Genomic DNA, 21262 nt, shown 5'->3' on the forward strand with positions numbered 1-21262 from the left:
AGTTTACGCCACATTTTGACCGATATCCGGCAGGGTCGGTGCGGCGGCGATCAGGGTTTGGGTATAGGGGTGCTGCGGGTTGGAAAAGACCTGTTCGGTCTCACCCTGTTCGACAATCTGCCCCGCCTGCATCACCAAAACCCGGTCGGTAATGGTGCGCACGACGCTTAGGTCGTGGCTGATGAACAGATAAGTCAGGTCATAGGCGCCGCAGAGCTCGGCCAGCAGATCAAGGATCTGCGCCCGGACAGAAACATCAAGGGCCGAGACCGCCTCATCAAACAAGATCAGTTCGGGCCGGATGATCAGGGCACGGGCGATGGCGATACGCTGCCTCTGCCCGCCCGAGAATTCGTGAATGTACCGACCCGCGTCATCGGGGCTGAGACCTACGGCCGTCAGAATCTCGGCGATCCGATCCTGCCGCTCGGATCCGGTTGGGGGATGTTCGAGCAGGTGAAACGGCTCGGTGATCAGGCGCGTGACCCGGTGTCGGGGGTTGAAGCTGCCATAGGGGTCCTGGAACACAACCTGCATCTTACGCCGGACGGCCAGATTGGGTTTGTGCCCGGTGAATACTGGCTGCCCGTCCAGCAGAATCTGGCCGCTCTGCACCTCTTCCAGCCCCAGGATAGCCCGTGTTAGGGTCGATTTTCCGCACCCAGACTCTCCGACCAGGCCTAAGCGCTCGCCTTTGTTCAGTGTAAAGCTGACCCCAGCCACAGCCCTGTGGTGTCGCGGCGCATCAAACAAGCCCTTTCGGGGCAAACGGTAATCCCGGACCACCTGTGCAACCTCAAGCAAAGGCTGTGCCGGCTTGGGTTCCGGCAGGTCGACCTGATGGCCCGAAGCCCGGAACAGCATGCGTGTATAAGGGTGCTGCATGTTCCGCAGCAAGGGTTCGGTGGCGCCGGCCTCGACGACTTCGCCATAGCGCATGACGATGATCCGGTCGGCCATATCGGCCACAACCGCCAGATCATGGGTGATCATTAGCAATCCCATGTCGTATTCGCGCACCAACCCCGTGAGCAGGTCTAGAATCTGCGCCTGCGTAGTGACGTCCAGCGCCGTCGTAGGTTCGTCCGCGATCAACAACCTTGGGCGCAACGCGATGGCCATGGCGATCACCACGCGCTGACGCTGACCACCGGACAGCTCATGCGGATACCTGGACAGAGGGAACCTTTCGGGCGGAAGGCCGACGCGCGTCAGCACTTCTTCGGCACGGGACCCGGCCTGTGCAGTAGGCATGGCTTTGTGGATCAGGATTGTCTCCATCACCTGATCCCCGATGGTTTTGACCGGGTTGAGCGCGGTCATGGGTTCCTGAAACACCATCCCGACCGAAGCGCCACGCAGGGCGCACATCTCATCCTCGGAACAGTTCAGCAGGTCCAGCCCGTCCAACCGGATCGCGCCCGCGGCATCCGCACCGTTTGGCAGCAGTTGCATCACCGCCAACGCCGTCATGGACTTGCCCGAACCGCTTTCACCGGTGACGGCGACGATCTCACCCGACGCAACAGACAGGCTGACCTGTTTGAGGATGTCCATGCCATGAATCGACAGGTTGAGATTTTCGATTTCCAGCAAGCTCATGCACGCGCCACCCGTATTCGGGGGTCCAGCCAATCCCGCAAACCGTCGCCCAGCAGGTTCAGCCCCAAAACAGTGACAATGATTGCAAGCCCCGGAATCAGAGCCAAATGCGGGGCAAAACTGACCATCGTCTGCGCATCTGCCAACATCCGGCCCCAACTGGGTGTAGGTGGTTGCGCACCCAACCCGACATAGGACAGGCCTGCCTCGGCCAGAATGCCAAGGCTGAACTGGATGGTGCCCTGTACGATCAGCAAGTTCGCCACATTCGGCAGGATATGTTCCGCCGATATCCGCGCCGCGCCCTTGCCCGAGACCCGGGCGGCCAGGATGAACTCTCGCTCCCACAGGGACAGCGCAGCGCCACGGGTGATACGGGCAAAGACAGGAATGTTGAAGATACCGATGGCAATAATGGCGTTGACCGCCCCGGCACCGAAAACGGCAGTGATCAGGATAGCGATGACCAACGACGGGAAAGCAAAAACCAGATCGTTGCCGCGCATGATCACCTCATCCAGCCACGTGCCTTTGCGCGCCGCTGCCGCCAGACCAAGTGGCACGCCCAATGTCATGCCGATCCCCACCGCCACCAAGGCCACAGCGATTGAAGTGCGCGCACCCACCATGATCATTGAGAACATGTCCCGCCCAAAATGATCGGTGCCAAACCAGTGCTGCGCATTGGGTGGTTGCAGCTTGGCGGGAATATTCAGCGCGGCGTGCGCATAGGGCGTCCAGACAAAGGAAAGTGCCGCCGCCAAGACCACCAGCGAGGAGAGTACTGCACCAAGGATGAGGTTACGGCTCATGTCCTGCTCCTCAGACGGGGGTCAACGGCGGCATAGGCGAGGTCAACTAGAAAATTCACCGTGATCACTGCAAAAACCAGCAACATGACCACCGATTCCACCACGATCAGATCGCGGGCCGAGATCGCCTGAAACACCAACCGCCCGAGGCCGGGCAGGTAAAACACCTGTTCGATAATGATGGACCCGGCCAGAAGAAAGGAAAACTGCAGCCCGATGATAGTCAGCACCGGGATCAGCGCATTGCGCACCCCGTGACGCCACAGCGCCTGTCGGCGGGACAGGCCCTTGGCCCGTGCGGTGCGCATGAAATCCTCACCCAGAATATCCAACAGGGCCGACCGCATGACCCTTGCAAGAATCGCCGCCTGTGGCAGAGCCAGCGCTATGGCTGGCAGGGTCAGCGAGTGCAGACCGGTCCAAAACCCGCCGTCCCAGCCTGCGAACCCTCCAGCGTTGAACCAGCGCAGATTGATGGCAAAGACCAGCACCAGCATCATGGCGAACCAGAAATTGGGCACGGCGATGCCGAGCTGTGTGGCCCCCATGACCGCCACATCGCCCGGCCGCCCCCGGCGCGCAGCAGCGTAAATCCCTGCGGGAAAGGCGATCAGGGTCGATAGGGTCAGTGCATAAAGCGCCAGCGGCAGCGACACCCAAAGTCGGTCCGCAATCATCTGAGACACCGGCGTGCGATAGGTGTATGAAGTGCCGAAATCCCCGACCAGCATTCCGCTGACCCAGTTGAAATATCGCTGCGGTTTGGACACATCCAACCCCAGCTCGACCCGCAGCGCGGCCAGCGTGTCAGCCTGCACGTTGACGCCAAGCATGAAGGATGCCGGATCGCCCGGCGCGACCTCGATCACTGCAAAAATGACCACCGAGGCGATAGCCAGGCTGATCACCAGCGAAATCAGACGTTTGAGGGCATAGCGTAGCATTACAAACAGGTTACGGGTGCGAGCCGCGCCTACGCAACAGCTACTTGTAGGACTGCTGCTCTTGCCGGACCAAATCAGTCGCACAGGTCGAAAGCTTCGCCGCGGGGGCGCTGTCCACCAGCGTTTCCAGATTTGTCTCGGTCCGGGCCAGTGCCGCCCGACGAAGGACCATCAGGCGTGCGCGAGGGCTGTCCAGAAACTGCTCCTGCGGGATCAGCGTTTCCAGCGGGCTGTCGATGCGGATGACCTCGAAATAGCCGCCAAACAGGGCAAGGAAGGCAAAGGCGCAGTTTGGTGCCTCGGCCCCGCATTGGTCAGAACAGAGCTGCGCGATGGGGCGGGTCGACTGGGATGTCATCAACCAGTTTTCCACCGCCGGGCGCCAGCTATTGTCCACTGACAGATCGCCATATCCCAGCCCCAGGGCCAGCAATCCCGCCATGCCCAGCGCCTGATCGGAATTCATGTCAACTGGATCAGGCTGAATGTGGCGCAGCGCGGCCAGACCGTCGCCGCGCGGCTCGGGATCGACCGTCAGATAGCTCAGGTAAGGTTTGAGGTCCTGCATCAGCTGCCCATCCGCCAACAGATCGCCGCGCATTTCTGGATCGCCATAGAGCGCCACAATTCGCGTCGGGTAGTCCGTAGCTTGATGTTCTCCCAACGCATTGAGCTGTGCAATCAGCTTCGGGTCTGGTGTGGGGCGTTTGGCATCCAACAGCGCTTGGGCAAGCTCATTTCCACCTTTCGCCTCGACCAACAGCCAGGATCGGCCAAAGGCCGTCAGGTCTTTTTGACGAAACAGCTTGCGCGAACCCTTTCGACCCAGCGATTGGCGGAACGGAGATGGTCCAAGATCGGCGGTTTCAATTCGCCCCAACAGCAGACGTGCCTGCGCGTCACCATCAGCCGCCAGCTCCGCCAGCAGTGGCAGAGCGCGTTCATCATCGCCTTCCAGCCACAGTGTCACCGCCTGTTCAAGCGGCGTATCCCCTTTGGCGACCGGCGCAATCACGGCTAAAACCGCAATCATCAACGCAACGAGGGTTGATCTTCTCATGCGCCGGTCTCCTCTCTGGAACTGGTCTTATTCCGCCCAACTGATGGCGGTCAGGTCGATGGCCGCTGTGGGTGCGTTTTTCCAAAGGCCCTGAACGCCAGCCTTGGCAACACCAAGCTTGGCCAGCTGGAACAGATACCCGTTGACGTAATCATTTGCGATCAGACGCTGCGCTTCGCCCAACAGGCGCGTACGCTCATCTGGGTCGGTGGTGGCGTTCAACGTCTCCATCAGCGTCTGAAAGTCGATGCTGTCATACTGGAAATAATAGTCGGGTCGCGCATAGATGCCGATATCCATCGGCTCGGTATGGCTGACGATAGTCAAACCAAAATCCTTGCCCTTGAACACCGATTCCAGCCACTGCGCCCATTCGACATTGATGATTTCAGCCTCGATCCCGACCTCGGCCAGTTGCGCGGCGATGATCTCGCCTCCGCGGCGAGCGTAAGAAGGCGGCGGCAGGTGCAGAGTGGTCTTGAACCCTTCGGCATAGCCCGCATCGGCCAGCAACTGCGCGGCTTTCTTGGGGTCATACGCCGAATTGCCGGTCAGATCGACATAGGCCGGGTTATGCGGAGCAAAATGCGTTCCGATGGGCGTGCCATAGCCGAACATCGCGCCGTCAATAATTGCCTGACGGTCGATGGCATGGGCCAGCGCCTGCCGCACCCGGATGTCGTCAAAGGGCGGCTGCTTGTTGTTGGTGGACAGAATCGTCTCACCCTCGGTCGAGCCGACAAGCACCTGAAAGCGCGGATCAGCCTCGAACTGCGGCATGTTCTCCGGCGCCGGGAAAATGTCGAACACATCCACATCCTCGGCCATCATGGCGGCAAAGGCGGCGGTCGGGTCCGAGATGAACTTGAATGTAGCAGACTCTAACGCAGGCTGATCACCCCAATAGTCGGGGTTTCGCGTCAGCGTGATGCTGTCCCCCTGCACCCAGTCCCCAAAGGCAAACGCGCCGGTGCCGACCGGGTTGGTCTTGATCGTCTCTATGCTTTCGGGGGCGACAATCACCGCATCCCCCCAGGCCATATTGAACAGGAAATTCCCGTTTGGTCCTGACAGGGTGACCCTGACGGTCAGCGGATCCACGACCTCTACGCTTTCGATCCCGGCAAACAGGGCCTTTTGTGCATTGGCGCTGTCTTCAGCGCGGGCCCGGTCAAGGCTGAATTTGACGTCCTCGGCATCCATGGTGGTGCCATCGTGGAAGGTCACACCATCGCGCAGCTTAAAGGTATAGACGGTGCCGTCGTCTGAAATCTCCCAGCTTTCCGCCAGCCCGGGCACGACCGATCCGTCGCCCATGAACCGGGTCAGACCTTCGAAGATATTGGTATAGACAACCGAATCGATGGCCTGTGCCGCAGCGCTGGTTGGGTCCAGATGCGGCGGCTCAAGCTGCATTGCGATGGTGATGTCGGATTTGGCCAGGGCCTGGGTGGCTATCAAACTGGCTCCAATCGCCAGCGCCGATGCAAAAGACCGAAACATCTGCTTTGTCATATCGTTGTCTCCCCACTGAAACTGTGTGGTCCTGCATGTCGCGGACCGGTCTGCGGACCAATGTCCCTTTAAACCTTAGGTCAATCAAGGAAATGTTCGCGCAACCGGGCTATCTTTGGCCCGGCCCAATCTGCTATGCCGCACCGCAACATGAACCGCGAGGAGCGAGCATGAGCGCCACCGCCCGCAAAAGAGCCCCGAATGCCGTGGATATTCGCGCCCGAAAAGGTGGCGAGCCACTGGTCAGTCTGACCGCATATACAACTCCGATGGCCCGACTGATGGATGATCATTGCGACTTTGTTCTGGTCGGTGACAGTGTCGGCATGGTGCTACACGGGTTGGAATCCACCCTTGGCGTGACGATGGAGATGATGATCCTGCATGGTCAGGCTGTTGCTCGCGGGCTGGACAAGGCGATGATGGTCATCGACATGCCCTTTGCCAGTTACGAGGAAAGCCCCTCACAGGCGTTCCGCAATGCCGCCCGCCTGATGGCGGAAACCGGTGCCGGTGCGATCAAGCTAGAGGGCGGGGTCGAAATGGCCGAAACCATCCGCTTTCTGGTCAAGCGCGGCATCCCGGTGATGGCGCATATCGGCCTGACCCCACAGTCGATCAACACGCTGGGTGGATATAAGGTGCAGGGCCGTGATGATCAGGCACAGACGGTACTGGCCGATGCCCATGCCGTGGCTGATGCAGGCGCCTTTTCCCTTGTGTTAGAGAAGGTCCCGCAGGGTCTAGCCAACCAAATCACTGCCGAGGTCGCCATCCCTACTATCGGCATTGGCGCGTCCGCCGAATGTGACGGGCAAATACTGGTGGTGGACGACATGGTCGGCTTTTTCACCGCTTTTAAACCGAAATTCGTCAAACGCTATGCCGAGCTGGGGCCACAGGCCGAGGCCGCCATCGCCGAGTACGCCGCCGAAGTGCGCGCACGCGCTTTCCCCGCCGATGAACATGTCTTTGCCGATCAGGCTTCGTCACAGGGCTCAGCTAAATGACCGCTCCGATCCTGCGTCGCTTCTCCGATCTGCGCGCCTTGACCGCCAACTGGCGCAAGAAAGGTGAGGCAATCGGCGTCGTCCCAACTATGGGCGCGTTGCATCCGGGGCATCTGTCTCTGGTTGAGGCGGCCAAAAATGGCACCGTCCGAGTTATCGTGACGATTTTCGTGAACCCAAAGCAGTTTAACAACCCCGAGGATCTGGCCAATTATCCGCGCACCGAAATCGAAGATGCTCAGAAACTGGCGCCCTATGGCGTTGATGCGATTTATGTGCCGGACCCGGACGAGATCTACCCGCAAGGCTTTGCCACCACCGTATCTGTAACTGGCCTGACAAATGTGATGGAGGGCGAATTCCGCCCCGGCCATTTCGATGGCGTCGCCACTGTGGTCGCCAAACTGTTCCTGCAAACCCAGGCAGACAGAGCCTATTTTGGGGAAAAAGACTATCAACAGCTGCTTGTCGTGCACCGCATGGCGCGTGATCTGGATATCCCGATCGAGGTGATCGGCTGCCCCACGGTGCGTGAACCTTCGGGTCTGGCCATGTCCTCACGCAATCAGCGCCTCTCGCCAGAGGGAATGGAGATTGCAGCGCACAAACACCGCATCATGCTGGATCTTGCCAACGCGCTAAAGAACGGCGCCCCGTTCGACACACTGGCAGCACAGGCCAGAACCGATCTTTTGGCCGCAGGTTTTACACAAGTGGAATATATCCAACTGCGCTGTGCGGAATCTCTGAACCCGCTGACACATGCCGACCGACCCGCCCGCCTGTTTGCCGCGGCCTGGGCGGATGGAGTGCGTCTAATCGACAATATTCCCGTCTGAACACTCTGGTACGCAACCGACTGTTTGCGCTAAAGTCTCGCAAAACCAAATGCGAAGGGGGGGCGCAGGCGTGACCTATATTCTTGCCATTGATCAGGGCACCACATCATCACGGGCCATTCTGTTCGACGCGGACATGCAACGGGCAGGCACCGCGCAGCATGAATTTACGCAGTATTTCCCACAAGAAGGCTGGGTCGAACACGATCCCGAGGAAATCTGGGACAGCGTCCTGCGTGTCTGCCGCGAAGTGATGCAGAGCGTTGGCGCAACCCCCGATCAGATCGCCGGTATCGGCATCACCAACCAGCGTGAAACAACCGTGGTCTGGGATAAACAGACCGGCGAGCCGATCCACAACGCAATCGTCTGGCAGGATCGACGCACTGCCGATATCTGCGCCCGCTACAAGCAGGCCGGGTGCGAGGATGACGTGACCCAGCAGACCGGGCTGTTGCTGGACCCGTATTTTTCTGGAACCAAAGTCAAATGGCTACTGGACAATGTCCCCGGCGCCCGCGGCCGCGCCGAGGCAGGCGAGCTACTGTTCGGCACCATCGACAGTTTCCTGATCTGGCGCCTGACCGAAGGCCGCAACCATGTGACAGACGCCACCAACGCTGCCCGCACACTGCTGTTCGACATCCATAAAGGCTGTTGGAGCACCGAGATCTGCGATCTGTTGGATGTGCCCATGTCCATGCTGCCCGAGGTACAGGATTGCGCCTCGGACTTCGGAGAAACGACTCTGATTGGGGGAAATATCCCGATTCTGGGTGTTGCGGGCGATCAGCAGGCCGCGACCATCGGGCAGGCCTGTTTCCAGCCCGGCATGATGAAATCGACCTATGGGACAGGCTGTTTTGCGCTGTTGAATACCGGGCCTCAGCCGGTCGCCTCGAAGAACCGCCTGCTGACAACGATTGCCTATCAGTTGGACGGGCAAAAAACCTATGCGCTTGAGGGGTCGATCTTTGTCGCAGGGGCTGCGGTGCAATGGCTGCGCGATGCGCTGCAGATCATCGAAACCGCCCCGGAAAGTGGCGAGCTGGCGCAGCAGGCCGACCCCAACCAGCATGTTGTGCTGGTGCCCGCATTTACCGGATTGGGCGCGCCCTATTGGAAACCAGATTGTCGGGGCGCGGTCTTTGGCTTGACCCGCAATTCCGGGCGGGCAGAATTTGCCAAGGCAACACTGGAAAGCATCGCCTATCAGACCCGTGACCTTTGGCATGCCATGCAGGGCGACTGGGGTGCAGATACCGATGTCATCTTACGCGTCGACGGCGGTGCCAGCGCATCTGATTGGGCGATGCAAGGCCTGTCGGATTACCTCGGCGCCGAGGTCGACCGACCCGTGATGCAGGAAACCACTGCTCTGGGCGCGGCCTGGCTGGCGGGTATGCGCGCGGGCATCTATCCCGATCAACAGCAATTCGCAGAAACCTGGGCGCTGGATCGCCGGTTCGAACCCAAACTCTCCACAGAGGAACGCGACGCCGCCTATGACCGCTGGCAACGCGCTGTTCAGGCGGCCATGGCGTTCTGATCGGTGCCGCATTTGGGCTCTGCTTTGTTCAAAGTTGGGTTCTTATGGGGCCACCTGTGCGAACGGTGAATTTCTACGGCAAGTCAGTGCTGTGAGTAAGGCTGATGGTCAATGTCGGCTATGCGGACGAAGCAGTCATTGATCTTCGGCTAGCCTCTCCGCTGCAAACTCGGCAACACCCTCAGCGGTCCCATCTGTAAACGAGGCCACAGTGATTGGATCAGTAACGTCAGGAAAATGATAGACTGCGTTTACGCTAAACGGTCCACCACCGGAATGCCCTACCGCCTTACCCACACTATTCAAAGCACCAGACATCAGGCCAAGAGCATATCCACATTCTGTCCATGGACGGTTGGGAATAGCACCGCCAAGGATTTTTGCATCTAACATTTGGCGCATGGTAACTGGCTGCAACAGATGACCAGACATAAGCGCGTGCAGTAGCCGCGCGGCATCTGGCGCGTTTCCGATCAAACACCCATGGTAGACCCATTTTGGGTCGTAGTCAGTCGCGGCCTCCCAATGTACCCTCCGAAATTGTTCGCATGTTTCTGCAAGCTCAATACTGTTCAGGCCCAACGGCTTGCACACCATATCGGCAATAACCTCACGAAGCGGCGTCTCCAGCGTCGCTTCGATTAGCTCGACTACAAACATGTAGCCTATGTTGGAATAAGACCAACCTTGTACCGGCTCAAACAACATTCCTTTTGCAAGCGCCACATCAAGTAGTTTGTTGCGTGTCCAAGGTGTTTCCTTGGCCGCAACGGCTGAGTGATATTCAGAAAACTGCCCGTAATCTGGGAGACCAGAGGTGTGCTTTAGAAGTTGGCGAAGGGTGTAACGTTCGCCCTTCAGCGTGGCGTCCAGGTCGAGTTTCCCGCGTTCAACCAGTTTCAAAGCACAGATTGAAATTACAGTTTTGGTGAAGCTCCAATAGGGAAAGCAGGCCTCAACCGAACCAGAGAATCCTTCTCGGCCAGAGGCTGTTATCCAATAAGAGTGAACTGTTTGAACGGTCATTTTGCATATGTCTGGCATTGCTTTGCCGGTGTCAATTTGGGCTCGAACCGGACTTCTGCCGTATCTGTAGCCCCGGTAGCCTGATTGAGAACGCGAGGATCAAATCCATCTGACAACCGAAGTTCGAGCGCCTTTAGCTGTGATCTTTCAGCAAGCGTTGCTTTTGCCGTGACCAGTCGCGCTTGGCCTGGGTTTCGCGCTTGTCGTGGTTTTTCTTACCCTTGGCGATGCCGATCTTAATCTTGGCCAGGCCCTTGTGGTTGAAATACAGGACCAGCGGCACAAGCGTCATGCCTTTACGTTGGGTCGCGTTCCACAGATTTGACAGCTCTTTGCGCGACACCAACAGCTTACGGCGACGACGTTCTTCGTGTTTGAAGACCTTGGCCTGTTCGTAGGGGGCGACATAGCTGTTGACCAACCACAGCTCTCCGTCATCAACCGTGGCATAGCTTTCGGCGATGTTCGACCCGCCTGCCCGCAGGGATTTGACCTCGGACCCGTGCAGAATGATGCCGCACTCGATATCCTCTTCGATCGCGTAATCGAAGCGGGCGCGCCGGTTTTCGGCAATGACTTTGTAATTCGGGTCTGTCTTCTGCTTGGCCATGACGGGTTGATTTATGCCCCTTGGGCGGACCTTGCAAGCAGGTGCATCAGGATTTGGCCGAGATAATCAGATCGGGGCCGAAAATCGTGTCGGCGTGGTTGTGCAGATAGATTTTCAGCCAAGGCGTAAACCGGTCAGGATGGCGCTGCACCTCGGCCAGCAGATCGTGGTAGTCGATCCAGCGGATATCCATCACTTCATCTGGGTTCGGCTCGATCTTCAGTGGTCCTCGAACATGGGCCAGGAATACGTCTACCACCTCATGCTCGATCAGCGAATTGCCGACATCGGCGTGATATTCCAAACGGTGACGATATTCGGGGTATAACCCGGTGATCCCCAGTTCCTCGCGCAGGCGGCGGACGGCACAGACCGAGGGCATTTCACCCCAGTCAGGATGGGTACAACAGGTATTCGCCCACAGGCCGGGCGTGTGGTATTTGCCCATTGCCCGGCGCTGCAGCAAAATCTCGGTGCCGCGCACAACAAAGACCGACACCGCCTTGTGCCGCAGACCCTTTTCATGGGCCTCAAGCTTTTCAACGGGGGTCAATTCACCATCAACCCAGGCCGGGATCATGATTCCCATTTGTCGTCTCCTGCTGCCGATCCGCCTATGCGACCGGGATTCCGGAAGGGCTGTGACCCGATAGGCGTGGCTGTCTGGTGCAAAGCGTGAAACAGATGAGGTGCCGCACGGTTCCAAATTGGCGTCTATTGATCTGGTTATCAACCGCACGAAAGGCCGCAGGGGCTGCGGCCTTTTCTGATCTTTCCGACTGCCGGACTTCAGGAGTTATTCGCCCGAAACACTGACGATATAGGCGTAAACGTCCTCGGCGCCCTTTTTCAGCTTGAAGGTCATTTTGGACTTGGCCCCGGTCTGATCCAGATAGGATTGCAGGAAGGCTTTGGGGTCTTGGGCATATTCGACAAAAGTTGCCTCGTCCCAGACCAAACCGTTTTCACCAGCTTCGACAATGCTGTCACCGTATTTAAACCCTTCAACCGTCCCAGCAGTACGACCTGCAACCCCATAGAGGTTCGGGCCGGTTTTTCCGCCCTTTACGATCACCTCGCCATCGGGATCAGCGATCAGATGACAGGATTTGCATTTGTTGAAGGCCTTCTTGCCAGCGTCGGCGTCACCTTCTGCGTAAACGGGAAGGGCCAACAGGCCGACGATTGCGGTAGCGAGGATGCGATTCATGGCTTTGCTCCGATATAGGTTTGTTGCGCCGAAAGGACCTTCAGCACCGGTAAGAGTCAATGCGCGGATTGCCGCGCGATGGCACCATGTCACAGATTTGATCCCGCCACGCCTTAACCAAAATCATGTACATCCGACCAGCACGGCAACAAATCGCCCGCTGACGGAGAGGCAGAAAACACCGCGCGCGCGATGGCGCGTGACAGGCACAAAGACGCCGCATGCCCGATCGTGCCCAACTCGGATTCGCTCTGCAGCGGGCGCGCACCTGTGCTGACGGCAAAGACCAGATCACCATCTCCGGGGGTATGGGCGGGCAGAATGGCCCGCGCAATCCCGTCATGCGCCGCCACAGCAACGCGCTGACATTGCGGTTTTGTGAGGCAAGCATCGGTGGCGACAATGGCAAGCGTGGTATTTGTCTGATCGGGTCGGGCGGGGCGCATCGCCAGTGCTTTGCGGCTTGGGCGCACCAGGCTTTGATAGGGCGACATATCCGGGCCCAATCCGCCAAATTCTGCACCCAGTTCGAATGGGGCCGCCCAGAAATGTCGATCTCCGGGCGTTGTCACACTGCCCAGCGGGTTTGCCGCGACAAGCGCTCCGACAGTAATACCGCTGGGCAACACAAATGAGGCCGAGCCAAGCCCGCCCTTATGCATTGCAGCCAATGCCCCGGTGCCCGCCCCGGCGGTGCCAAGTTCGAATTGCGTTGATGCGTTTTGATAAGCGGCACGCCCCAGCGCTCGATAGGGGTTTTCAGCCCAGCCTTTTTCGCCTCCGTTAAGAAGGTCAAACAGGATCGCGCCCGGTATGATCGGAACAATCGCCTGACCGACCGGAAAACCGCGTCCATCGGCCCGCATCGCGTCTGAAACACCCGAGCAGGCATCCAGCCCAAAAGCAGACCCGCCCGAAAGGACGATGGCATCAACACGGTCAACCGATTTGTCGGGGGCCAGCAGGTCGGTTTCCCGTGTTCCGGGTGCGCCACCCATGACGTGAACCGACGCAATGAAAGGAGATTCCGCTGTCAAAACAGTGGCACCGGATTTCAGGGCATCATCTTGCGCGTTGCCGACCTTGAGGCCGGGGATATCAGTGATAAGGTTTCTGGGTCCTGGGGTCATGTCTACCTCAAGCGTTGGGCAGGAGAGCAGGCTGTCGCGCGCTGCCGCAGGCGGAGGTATTTCTGGCCAGATGTAGAACGGATCAGATGCATCGACCACCGTCCACTTCCAAGGCTGTGCCGGTGATCATGCTGGCCTCGTCCGAGCACAGGAAGAGGGCCGCGTTGGCCATGTCTTCGGGTGTTGAAAAGCGGCCAATCGGGATGGTCGACAGGAATTTGGCGCGTATTTCAGGGGTGTCCTGGCCCATGAAGGATTTCAGCAGCGGCGTTTCACCAGCCACAGGGCAGATCGCGTTGACACGCACGCCGGACGGAGCAAGTTCCACCGCCATGGTCTTGGTTGCGGTGATCATCCAGCCCTTGGAGGCGTTATACCAGTTCAGGTTGGGGCGCGGGGACAGCCCGGCGGTTGAGGCGACGTTCAGGATCGCCCCGGTTCCGCGTGCCTTCATCATCGGCACAAAGGCGCGGGCGGTCAGATAGACGGATTTCATGTTCACTTTGAAGACACGGTCGAAATCCTCTTCGGAGACGTCTTCGAGCGGGGTCGGCAGATGGGTCACTCCGGCATTGTTGACCAGGATGTCGAGCCCGCCAAAGGCGTCGTGGGCGGTGTCCGCCATTTCCTGAACCGATGCCGTGCTGGCCACATCAACCTGCTGCGCGATGGCCTGCGCGCCCAGCGTTTCTGCCATTTCGCGGGCCGCAGCGCCGTTGATATCCGCGATCATCACGCGTGCGCCCTCTGCAATGAACTTCTGCGCGATACCGGCACCGAACCCGGACGCGCCGCCTGTTACGATTGCGGTTTTTCCCTCCAACCTCATGGCTTTGCCTCCTTGTCGCCTGTCAGGGCAGAGTAGCAAGGCGCAAAGAAGTTACCAGATCAATCTTCGTCGACCCTGCCGCGCAGAGATTTGACATCCGAACGGGCCTTTTTGGCGGCCAATCGACGTTTGACCGAGCCATAGGTGGGCTTGGTGGCGATACGCCGTTTGGGTTTGACCAGCGCGCGGGTGATCAGTTCGGCCAATCGCCCCCGCGCAATCTCGCGGTTGCGGGCCTGGCTACGCGTTTCCTCGCACTGGATGATGATCGCGCCCTCTTTGGTCCAGCGCCGCCCAGCCAACCGTTTCAGCCGCGCCTTGACCGGATCAGGCAGTGAGGGCGAGCGCGCCGCTTCGAACCGCAACTCGACTGCGGTCGAAACCTTGTTCACGTTCTGCCCGCCAGGGCCGGAAGAGCGCACAAAGCTTTCGGTCATTTCCCAGTCTTGCAGGGTGATATCGTCATTGATCCGCAACATGGGGCGGACCTTACAAGTGCTGCGCGGAAACAAAAAGGGCCGCCCTAGCAGGACGGCCCTTCGAAAGTTCAGGAGGTTGGGTCGGTTAGATCAATCGACCAGCCGGAGCGAGCGCTCCGCCAAGGGCTGCCCTAACGGGCGATCCCCCCGGTTGTTCCAACACCTCTCTCCAATCTCTTTCTCGACACTGGATCACCTCCTTTTCTATCTGTTGCGGTTAACTAGGATGGTGACACAAGCTGTGCCATTCTCAAAGCGTTTTTTACACGGGCTGCGCGGTCAGGCGCGCAACGATCACCTTGAAGGGGATCAGCGCCACCAGCGCCAGCGACAGTTTCACCAGCCAGTCGGCAAAGGCCAGCGTGACCCACAGGGGTGCCATCGGGCCAGACAGCATGAAGGGAACAGGCTCCCACGCCCAGCTGATCGCAGCGTCTGCATTGGCGCCAAAGATCGCGATCGAGGCGGAAAAGGCGATGGTGAAGAACAGCGCGGTGTCCAGTGCGGACCCAACCAGGGTTGAGACCAGCGGCGCGCGCCACCAGCGCCCCCCGCGCATGGCGTTGAACACGGTGACGTCGGTCAGCTGCGCGATCAAGAACGCGGTTCCCGAGGCCACGGCGATCCGCAGCGGGACAGCGGCATAGGTGAACCCATCCCCCTGCAGCATGATCTGGCTGCCGATCAGCGAACAGATGATGCCGGTGACAAACCCGGCCAACACGACCTTGCGGGCGGTGGCCACGCCATAGACGCGGTTCATGATGTCGGTGACCAGAAAGGCCAGCGGATAGGTGAAAGCACCCCAGGTCAACAGGCCGTCAAGGATCAGGAACTGGACCAGAATGTTAGAGGCCACAACGATGGTGGCCATGGCAAGAATGCCGGGAATAAAAGCGCGTTGCATATTTTGATGCCCGTTTTGACAAGGTAGCGGCGACTTGGCCAAGGGACCGTCCCAAGGCAAGCCGTGCGTTTAGACCTTTGTTTCAGGCCTGTCAATCGGGCAGCAGATATTCCACCAGCTCCGTCCGCTGAAGGGCCAGAAAATTGTCATCCGAAATCATCGTAACCCGCAACCTTCCCTGATCGTCACGCCAGACCGACAGGCCTTCGAGGTTGTCATGCGTCCCACGCGCGGTTTGCAGCAAGATCTCTTCGGATTGCGGTGTGTCACCATTCAGCTCCCAACGCCTGAGCTGCGACCGAAAGCCTGTCAGGGACACCGATCGTTCCAGCACATAGAACCGCCCGTCGGGGCCGAAATCCGCGGCCACTGGCAGGAACTTGCCCCGTTGCGGCAGGACAAAAGGTGTCGACCACGACTGACCATCCCAACGATATACCGGTATGTCCCCCGATACGGTACGGCTCTTTTCGGTCAGGGTGTACAGCCGCCCAAGCCCGTCAATGGCCAGCCCCTCGAACGAGCCGTTATGGTCAAGAACCTCAAAGGCTTTGGGGCGTGGCAGAACCTGCGCCGGGCCGGTCGGATCGGAATAATAAGCCACCCGGTGCACCCCCTCGAATGAGATATAGACCCCACCGTCAGGGGCGATTGCCAAGCCTTCGGAATCTCCAGCGATGCCCACCAGAACCTTGCCGGTGCTGGACAGGATGGGCCAGTGCCGCTGGATCTCGATGCCAGTAATCTCATCCTCGTTTCGATCAATACGAGCGTCCAACATCGTTGCACGATCACTCAGCGCGATCATGCGGGTGCCACCGTCAAAGATGTGAATTCCGGAATATCCGCCGAACCAATCCGCCTGATGTCGCCAGACAAAATTGTTCAGCAAAGCGGCAGGCTTTACCCCCTCCGCCCAAACCATACCTGTCAGCAGCAGCGCCGCGATCAGTTGGATTGCAAGACGTTTGTGCATTGCTTGGGCAGATCGGCCATCCGGTATTCGCGTCGCTTCTTGGGTGCTGGCGCGTTTGGATCGGGCGGTGGCGGGTTGAGGATGTTGTTCACCCATTGCTGTGCTTCGGCGCAACCATCACCCTTGGGCGGCGGATCCTGGTTCACGCAGCCGCTTGATCCTCTGGGGCAGGCCAGCCGCACGTGGAAATGATAGTGATGGCCCCACCACGGCCGGATTTTACGCAGGTAAGCGCGGTTTCCCTTTTCGTCATTGCACATCTGCACCTTGGCACCGGGAAAGACGAATATCCGCGCCACGCGCTTGTCTTTTGCCGCTGCACGCAGCACTGCGTGATGCTGTTTGGTCCAGCTGCCGTTGACGAAGGCACCGTTCGAGCGGCGCAGGGAAATCGACGAGAGATTCTCGCGCGCCTTGCGGGAAAGACGCATGTTGTCACCGGGCAGCATCCAGATATCGATGTCCAGACCCAGCTGGTGGCTGCGGTGGCCCGATGTCATCGGCCCGCCGCGCGGCTGGCTGATATCGCCTATATAGAGACCATTCCATCCTGACTGCTTGGCCGCAAACCGGCTCAGATCCTGGACATAGTCGATCGCCTGCGGATGGCCCCAGTTGCGGTTGCGTGACAGGCGCATGGCCTGCCATGTGGGTCCGGTTTCGGGCAGTTGTACCGCCCCCGCCGCACAGCCGCGCGAATAACTGCCGAAAGCGGCCGGTTTTTGTTGTGAACTTTGCTTTTGGCCTCCGAATAACTGCTTGGCCAGCGGCTCGGAACCTGCGGTACCGGCGAATGTTATTGCCGCAATGACCGCGAAAAAACGTAATAAAATCATCTGCTCTGATCCCCTTCCGGTTTGACCCAGCGCATTAGGAACAGTCCCAGAATAAACAACAGAACTATGGGTGACACCCCCAGTCGCGCACTACCGGTCACGGTTGTGGCAATCCCGATCAACAAAGGGGCCGCAAATGCGGTGGCGCGGCCGGACAAGCCATAAAGGCCAAAGCTCTCGACCGGGGCTACGGGATCGGTGTGGCGCACCATCAGAGAACGGCTGGCCGATTGTAGGATACCCCCCATGCCGCCGATCAGAACACCGCAACCAAAGAACACCAGATCCGGCAGGCCCGACCCTTCGGGCAGGGCGATGCCGTAGATCTGGGTCCGGTCCATCATCACGACGGTGATACAGACAAAGATCAGTACCCAGATCGCAACCAGAATGACAGGTTTGGGGCCGTATTTCTTGTCCAGCTTGCCGCCAAGCCAGGCAAAGGCTGCCGCAGCCAGAACGCTGACAATCCCGAATACGCCGATCTTGATCAGATCCCATTCCAGCACCAGCCGCGCATAAACGCCGCCAAATGTATACAGCCCGTTCAACGCGTCACGATAGAACATGGACGAGCCCAGATAGCTGGCGAGGCTAACGCGATTGCGCAGGTTAGAGACTGATTTGACCAGCAGCTGCAGCGCCTCTTTGACGCTGCCTTTCTTTTCGACATCTGGATCGTCGCGCACCCACAGGAAATAGGGGATCATGAACAGAATGAACCACACAGCGGTGAACGGCCCGACAAATCGCGTGCCTTCGCGTGCTGCGGCGTCCAGACCAAAAACAGGGTCCATGCCGATCAGGGTCTTGCCATTACCCTGCTCAACAAACAGGGCCAGCATGATTGCCAGCGAGATAAGCCCGCCGAAATAGCCAAAGGCAAAACCCGAACCCGATATCTCGCCCACCTCACTGTCATCACCCAGATCGGGCAGCTGTGAATTGGCGAAGATCAATGCGTATTCCGCCCCGACAAAGCCCAGACCAAAGGCCGACAGCATCAGCCACATGTTTGACCCGTCCGGCAACGTGTACCACAGCGCAGCAGAGCCCACCGCGTACATGATGGAAAAGCCGAATATCCATGGTATACGACGGCCCGAAACATCCGCCATCGCCCCCATCAGCGGGGCACCGAAGGCGATGATCAGCCCCACGATGGTCATGCAGTTCGCCCACACCGTCTGCGCCCGTGCATCTGCGGCATCGGCACCCAGCCCGGCGTTCAGATAATACTCGGCGGCTACTCCGGCAAAATAGGGCCCAAAAACAAAGGTCACCAACAGCGTGTGATAGGGCTGACTTGCCCAGTCGAAGAACCACCAGCCCCAGATGCGTTTGCGCTTGGAAATCTCTGCCATACCTGCCCCGTTTTTTATTGTTGGCGTCATAAGACGGGGCTTTGGCTCAATTCGCAAGCGTTCTGTTGGCGCGGACTTGCTCTTTTGTGCAGGGGCGCTTAGGTCTCAGCAGATGTGAAATCCGGAGGCCCCATGCTGTCGTTGATCCAAATTCTGCTGCTGATTCTGGACATTGTCTGGTTCATCATTCTGGCCCATGTCATCATGAGCTGGCTGATCAATTTCCAGGTGCTGAACCTGCATCAACAGTTGGTTGCGCAGATCTGGTACGGGCTGAACCGCCTGTTAGAGCCGATTTACGGCCCGATCCGACGCGTTCTGCCTGCAATGGGCGGGCTTGACCTGACGCCCCTGGTGGTTCTGATCGGTGTCTATGCGCTGCGTATTATCCTGATCAACAATATGGTCTATTTTGTCTGACCTCTTGTTCAGTGAATCTTAGTATGTGATTGTCCTGTCTTAAGAGCAGATAAACCTTAAAACAGGGCACCCCCGCACATGTTCGACGCCGCGCCTTTGCTGCGAGATGTCTTTGGATTCGACGATTTCCGACCGGGTCAGGAAGAGATCGTCGATGCCGTCACGCTGGGCGAAAACGTGCTGGCCATCATGCCCACGGGCGGTGGCAAATCCCTGTGTTTCCAACTGCCTGCGCTGATGCGCGATGGGGTCACGGTGGTGATCTCTCCGCTGATTGCCCTGATGCGCGATCAGGTGCGCGGCTTGCAGGAAGCAGGCGTCGAGGCCGGCGCGCTGACCTCCGGCAACACGCCCGAAGAAACCGATGCCGTGTGGGAAGCGTTAGAGGCCGGGCGGCTCAAGCTGCTGTACATGGCCCCCGAACGTCTGGCCGCCGGGTCGGCGCTCGGCATGCTGCGACGGATCAATGTCAGCCTGATCGCGGTGGATGAGGCCCATTGCGTCAGCCAATGGGGCCATGATTTCCGCCCAGACTACCTTCGGATCGGAGAACTGCGACGTGCGCTGAACGTGCCCCTGGCCGCCTTCACCGCCACGGCGGATGCGGAAACCCAGGACGAGATTGTCGAAAAGCTGTTTGACGGTACGGCCCCGCGCAAATTTCTGCGCGGGTTCGACCGGCCCAACATCCACCTGGCCTTTGCCGCCAAGGATGGGCCCCGCAAACAGATCCTGGATTTTGCCGCCGCGCGCAAAACCCAATCCGGCATTGTCTATTGCGGCACCCGTAACAAGACCGAGGTTCTGGCACAGGCCCTGCGTGCCGAAGGCCACACCGCCTGTCACTATCACGGCGGCATGGATCCCGAGGATCGCCGCATCGTCGAGACCCGCTTTGCGCGCGAGGATGGTCTGATCGTGGTGGCCACGGTTGCCTTTGGCATGGGCATCGACAAGCCCGACATCCGCTGGGTCGCCCATGCGGACCTGCCCAAATCCATCGAAGCTTATTATCAGGAAATCGGCCGCGCCGGGCGCGATGGCGCTCCCGCAGAAACCCTGACCCTGTTTGGGGCAGATGACATTCGCCTGCGCCGGTCACAGATAGACGAGGGGCTTGCTCCGTCTGACCGGCGGATGGCCGATCACGCCCGTTTGAACGCTCTGCTTGGCTTGGCCGAGGCGCTGGCCTGCCGCCGTCAGACTTTGCTGGGTTATTTCGATGAACAGACCGAACCCTGTGGCAAATGCGATCTGTGTGACAGCCCGCCGGAAGTGTTCGATGGCACCACCCCGGTTCGTATGGCCCTGTCCGCGATCCTGCGCACCGAGGAATGGTTCGGCGCAGGCCATCTGATCGACATCCTGCTGGGCAACGAGACCGACAAGATCCGCGCCCGCCGCCATGATGCGCTGTCCACCTATGGTATCGGCAAGGACTGGTCGCGCCCGCAATGGCAGGCGATCTTTCGGCAGATGATGGGCCATGATCTGGTCCGTCCTGATCCCGACCGCCACGGCGCGCTGCGCATGACTGAGGCCGCCATGCCGATCCTGAAAGGCGAGGCGCAGATCAACCTGCGTAAGGACACGATCCGCAAAGCAACCCGTCGGCCTGCGGTCAAAGAGATGGTATCCGAAGAAGACGCACCGCTGCTGAGCGCACTGAAGGCGAAACGCCGTGCGCTGGCCGAATCCGCGCGGGTCCCGGCCTATGTTATTTTTCCCGATCGCACCCTGATCGAAATGGCGGAAACCCGCCCTGCAACGCTGGACGATATGGCCCGGATCAGCGGGATCGGTGCTAAGAAACTAGAACGATACGGGGCCACGTTTCTGGAGGTTCTGACCGGCGCGGTCGAAGAACTGCACCCGGCCCGTCGCAAACTGGCCGGGCGCGATCAGGGTGAGATTTACGACCGCCTGCTCGAAGTTCAGTCGCAACTGTCGCGCGGCCCTGATGGAATCGACAAGCCGCTGACCTGTACCGCCTCGCAACTGGCAAAGGTGGCGCAGTTGCGATCAGACGACCCGCGCGCCATCGAACAGGTTCTGGGTGACCGCCGTCACGAAAGGTTTGGCGCCGCCTTTCTGGACGTGCTGCGTATGGCAAGCTAGATACCCATCAACAGGCAAGAAACGAG

21 protein-coding genes are annotated in these 21262 nt (G+C 59.2%); 5 read left to right on the top strand and 16 right to left on the bottom strand.

All coding sequences use genetic code 11. From position 1 onward, the window contains the following. Positions 1-3 precede the first annotated feature (3 nt). From AC2FLE_RS14470 to AC2FLE_RS14490, 5 genes are read right to left on the bottom strand one after another with little or no spacing between them, the layout of a single operon-like run. A complete protein-coding gene (locus AC2FLE_RS14470; RefSeq protein WP_496697861.1) occupies positions 4-1602 on the bottom strand; it encodes an ABC transporter ATP-binding protein in 1599 nt (532 codons plus the stop codon). Continuing rightward, positions 1599-2414, bottom strand: coding sequence for an ABC transporter permease (locus tag AC2FLE_RS14475; RefSeq protein WP_496690260.1), 816 nt, complete (start codon positions 2412-2414; stop codon positions 1599-1601). Before AC2FLE_RS14475 ends, AC2FLE_RS14470 begins: the two co-directional genes overlap by 4 nt. Continuing rightward, positions 2411-3358 carry an ABC transporter permease gene (locus AC2FLE_RS14480; protein ID WP_496697863.1) on the bottom strand — a complete coding sequence of 316 codons (948 nt, stop codon included), beginning with the start codon at positions 3356-3358 and terminating at the stop codon, positions 2411-2413. The genes AC2FLE_RS14475 and AC2FLE_RS14480 overlap by 4 nt, the downstream gene beginning before the upstream one ends. 40 nt (positions 3359-3398) lie before the next feature. Then, complete coding sequence (locus tag AC2FLE_RS14485) at positions 3399-4418, bottom strand: hypothetical protein (RefSeq protein ID WP_281973313.1); 1020 nt, start codon at positions 4416-4418, stop codon at positions 3399-3401. Positions 4419-4445: 27 nt separating this feature from the next. Further along, on the bottom strand, positions 4446-5933 hold the full coding sequence (locus AC2FLE_RS14490) for an ABC transporter substrate-binding protein (protein WP_496697865.1): 1488 nt from the start codon (positions 5931-5933) through the stop codon (positions 4446-4448). A 170-nt stretch (positions 5934-6103) separates the two neighbouring features. Here AC2FLE_RS14490 and panB point away from each other — a divergent pair, with 170 nt between their 5' ends. The 3 genes from panB (at position 6104) to glpK (ending at position 9331) form a co-directional block, all read left to right on the top strand. Next, positions 6104-6943: a 3-methyl-2-oxobutanoate hydroxymethyltransferase gene (panB, locus tag AC2FLE_RS14495; protein WP_496697867.1), complete on the top strand. Its 840-nt coding sequence runs from the start codon at positions 6104-6106 to the stop codon at positions 6941-6943. After that, on the top strand, positions 6940-7782 hold the full coding sequence (gene panC, locus AC2FLE_RS14500) for a pantoate--beta-alanine ligase (RefSeq protein ID WP_496697869.1): 843 nt from the start codon (positions 6940-6942) through the stop codon (positions 7780-7782). Before panB ends, panC begins: the two co-directional genes overlap by 4 nt. A gap of 70 nt (positions 7783-7852) precedes the next feature. Continuing rightward, positions 7853-9331 carry a glycerol kinase GlpK gene (gene glpK, locus AC2FLE_RS14505; RefSeq protein ID WP_496697871.1) on the top strand — a complete coding sequence of 493 codons (1479 nt, stop codon included), beginning with the start codon at positions 7853-7855 and terminating at the stop codon, positions 9329-9331. Between the two features lie 135 nt (positions 9332-9466). On the opposite strand, the gene AC2FLE_RS14510 is transcribed toward glpK, so the two are convergent. The 11 genes from AC2FLE_RS14510 to AC2FLE_RS14560 form a co-directional block, all read right to left on the bottom strand. Further along, the gene (locus AC2FLE_RS14510) at positions 9467-10357 is read right to left on the bottom strand and encodes a serine hydrolase domain-containing protein (protein WP_496697873.1); all 891 of its coding nucleotides are present in this window, start codon (positions 10355-10357) and stop codon (positions 9467-9469) included. Positions 10358-10490: 133 nt separating this feature from the next. After that, positions 10491-10967 (bottom strand): SsrA-binding protein SmpB, encoded by a 477-nt coding sequence (gene smpB, locus AC2FLE_RS14515; RefSeq protein WP_271951849.1) that lies wholly within the window; start codon positions 10965-10967, stop codon positions 10491-10493. A 46-nt stretch (positions 10968-11013) separates the two neighbouring features. After that, on the bottom strand, positions 11014-11556 hold the full coding sequence (idi, locus tag AC2FLE_RS14520) for an isopentenyl-diphosphate Delta-isomerase (protein WP_496697875.1): 543 nt from the start codon (positions 11554-11556) through the stop codon (positions 11014-11016). A 207-nt stretch (positions 11557-11763) separates the two neighbouring features. Beyond that, complete coding sequence (locus AC2FLE_RS14525) at positions 11764-12177, bottom strand: c-type cytochrome (RefSeq protein WP_496697877.1); 414 nt, start codon at positions 12175-12177, stop codon at positions 11764-11766. A gap of 113 nt (positions 12178-12290) precedes the next feature. Next, a complete protein-coding gene (locus tag AC2FLE_RS14530; RefSeq protein WP_496697976.1) occupies positions 12291-13307 on the bottom strand; it encodes a P1 family peptidase in 1017 nt (338 codons plus the stop codon). An 82-nt stretch (positions 13308-13389) separates the two neighbouring features. Further along, positions 13390-14136, bottom strand: a complete 747-nt coding sequence (locus tag AC2FLE_RS14535; protein ID WP_496697879.1) for an SDR family oxidoreductase — start codon at positions 14134-14136, stop codon at positions 13390-13392. Positions 14137-14195: 59 nt separating this feature from the next. Continuing rightward, the gene (gene arfB / locus AC2FLE_RS14540; protein WP_496697881.1) at positions 14196-14615 is read right to left on the bottom strand and encodes an alternative ribosome rescue aminoacyl-tRNA hydrolase ArfB; all 420 of its coding nucleotides are present in this window, start codon (positions 14613-14615) and stop codon (positions 14196-14198) included. Between the two features lie 262 nt (positions 14616-14877). Beyond that, positions 14878-15522 carry a queuosine precursor transporter gene (locus tag AC2FLE_RS14545; RefSeq protein WP_496697882.1) on the bottom strand — a complete coding sequence of 215 codons (645 nt, stop codon included), beginning with the start codon at positions 15520-15522 and terminating at the stop codon, positions 14878-14880. Positions 15523-15613: 91 nt separating this feature from the next. Then, the gene (locus tag AC2FLE_RS14550; RefSeq protein ID WP_496697884.1) at positions 15614-16498 is read right to left on the bottom strand and encodes an esterase-like activity of phytase family protein; all 885 of its coding nucleotides are present in this window, start codon (positions 16496-16498) and stop codon (positions 15614-15616) included. After that, a complete protein-coding gene (gene mepA, locus AC2FLE_RS14555) occupies positions 16471-17334 on the bottom strand; it encodes a penicillin-insensitive murein endopeptidase (RefSeq protein WP_496697886.1) in 864 nt (287 codons plus the stop codon). The genes AC2FLE_RS14550 and mepA overlap by 28 nt, the downstream gene beginning before the upstream one ends. Beyond that, positions 17331-18698 carry an MFS transporter gene (locus tag AC2FLE_RS14560; protein WP_496697888.1) on the bottom strand — a complete coding sequence of 456 codons (1368 nt, stop codon included), beginning with the start codon at positions 18696-18698 and terminating at the stop codon, positions 17331-17333. Before AC2FLE_RS14560 ends, mepA begins: the two co-directional genes overlap by 4 nt. A gap of 132 nt (positions 18699-18830) precedes the next feature. Here AC2FLE_RS14560 and AC2FLE_RS14565 point away from each other — a divergent pair, with 132 nt between their 5' ends. Both AC2FLE_RS14565 and recQ read left to right on the top strand, forming a co-directional pair. After that, entirely contained in the window at positions 18831-19118 is a 288-nt protein-coding gene (locus AC2FLE_RS14565) for a YggT family protein (RefSeq protein WP_271951835.1), read from the top strand. 78 nt (positions 19119-19196) lie between these two features. Next, complete coding sequence (gene recQ, locus AC2FLE_RS14570) at positions 19197-21236, top strand: DNA helicase RecQ (protein ID WP_496697890.1); 2040 nt, start codon at positions 19197-19199, stop codon at positions 21234-21236. Positions 21237-21262 lie beyond the last annotated feature (26 nt).

It is taken from the genome of Ruegeria sp. CDSA077 (genome assembly GCF_059612265.1).

Coding starts and splice junctions, on each gene's coding strand:
- AC2FLE_RS14470 (WP_496697861.1), bottom strand. CDS start 1,602: ATGAGCTTGCTGGAAATCGAAAATCTCAACCTGTCGATTCATGGCATG.
- AC2FLE_RS14475 (WP_496690260.1), bottom strand. CDS start 2,414: ATGAGCCGTAACCTCATCCTTGGTGCAGTACTCTCCTCGCTGGTGGTC.
- AC2FLE_RS14480 (WP_496697863.1), bottom strand. CDS start 3,358: ATGCTACGCTATGCCCTCAAACGTCTGATTTCGCTGGTGATCAGCCTG.
- AC2FLE_RS14485 (WP_281973313.1), bottom strand. CDS start 4,418: ATGAGAAGATCAACCCTCGTTGCGTTGATGATTGCGGTTTTAGCCGTG.
- AC2FLE_RS14490 (WP_496697865.1), bottom strand. CDS start 5,933: ATGACAAAGCAGATGTTTCGGTCTTTTGCATCGGCGCTGGCGATTGGA.
- panB (WP_496697867.1), top strand. CDS start 6,104: ATGAGCGCCACCGCCCGCAAAAGAGCCCCGAATGCCGTGGATATTCGC.
- panC (WP_496697869.1), top strand. CDS start 6,940: ATGACCGCTCCGATCCTGCGTCGCTTCTCCGATCTGCGCGCCTTGACC.
- AC2FLE_RS14510 (WP_496697873.1), bottom strand. CDS start 10,357: ATGACCGTTCAAACAGTTCACTCTTATTGGATAACAGCCTCTGGCCGA.
- smpB (WP_271951849.1), bottom strand. CDS start 10,967: ATGGCCAAGCAGAAGACAGACCCGAATTACAAAGTCATTGCCGAAAAC.
- idi (WP_496697875.1), bottom strand. CDS start 11,556: ATGGGAATCATGATCCCGGCCTGGGTTGATGGTGAATTGACCCCCGTT.
- AC2FLE_RS14525 (WP_496697877.1), bottom strand. CDS start 12,177: ATGAATCGCATCCTCGCTACCGCAATCGTCGGCCTGTTGGCCCTTCCC.
- AC2FLE_RS14530 (WP_496697976.1), bottom strand. CDS start 13,307: ATGACCCCAGGACCCAGAAACCTTATCACTGATATCCCCGGCCTCAAG.
- AC2FLE_RS14535 (WP_496697879.1), bottom strand. CDS start 14,136: ATGAGGTTGGAGGGAAAAACCGCAATCGTAACAGGCGGCGCGTCCGGG.
- arfB (WP_496697881.1), bottom strand. CDS start 14,615: ATGTTGCGGATCAATGACGATATCACCCTGCAAGACTGGGAAATGACC.
- AC2FLE_RS14545 (WP_496697882.1), bottom strand. CDS start 15,522: ATGCAACGCGCTTTTATTCCCGGCATTCTTGCCATGGCCACCATCGTT.
- AC2FLE_RS14550 (WP_496697884.1), bottom strand. CDS start 16,498: ATGCACAAACGTCTTGCAATCCAACTGATCGCGGCGCTGCTGCTGACA.
- mepA (WP_496697886.1), bottom strand. CDS start 17,334: ATGATTTTATTACGTTTTTTCGCGGTCATTGCGGCAATAACATTCGCC.
- AC2FLE_RS14560 (WP_496697888.1), bottom strand. CDS start 18,698: ATGGCAGAGATTTCCAAGCGCAAACGCATCTGGGGCTGGTGGTTCTTC.
- AC2FLE_RS14565 (WP_271951835.1), top strand. CDS start 18,831: ATGCTGTCGTTGATCCAAATTCTGCTGCTGATTCTGGACATTGTCTGG.
- recQ (WP_496697890.1), top strand. CDS start 19,197: ATGTTCGACGCCGCGCCTTTGCTGCGAGATGTCTTTGGATTCGACGAT.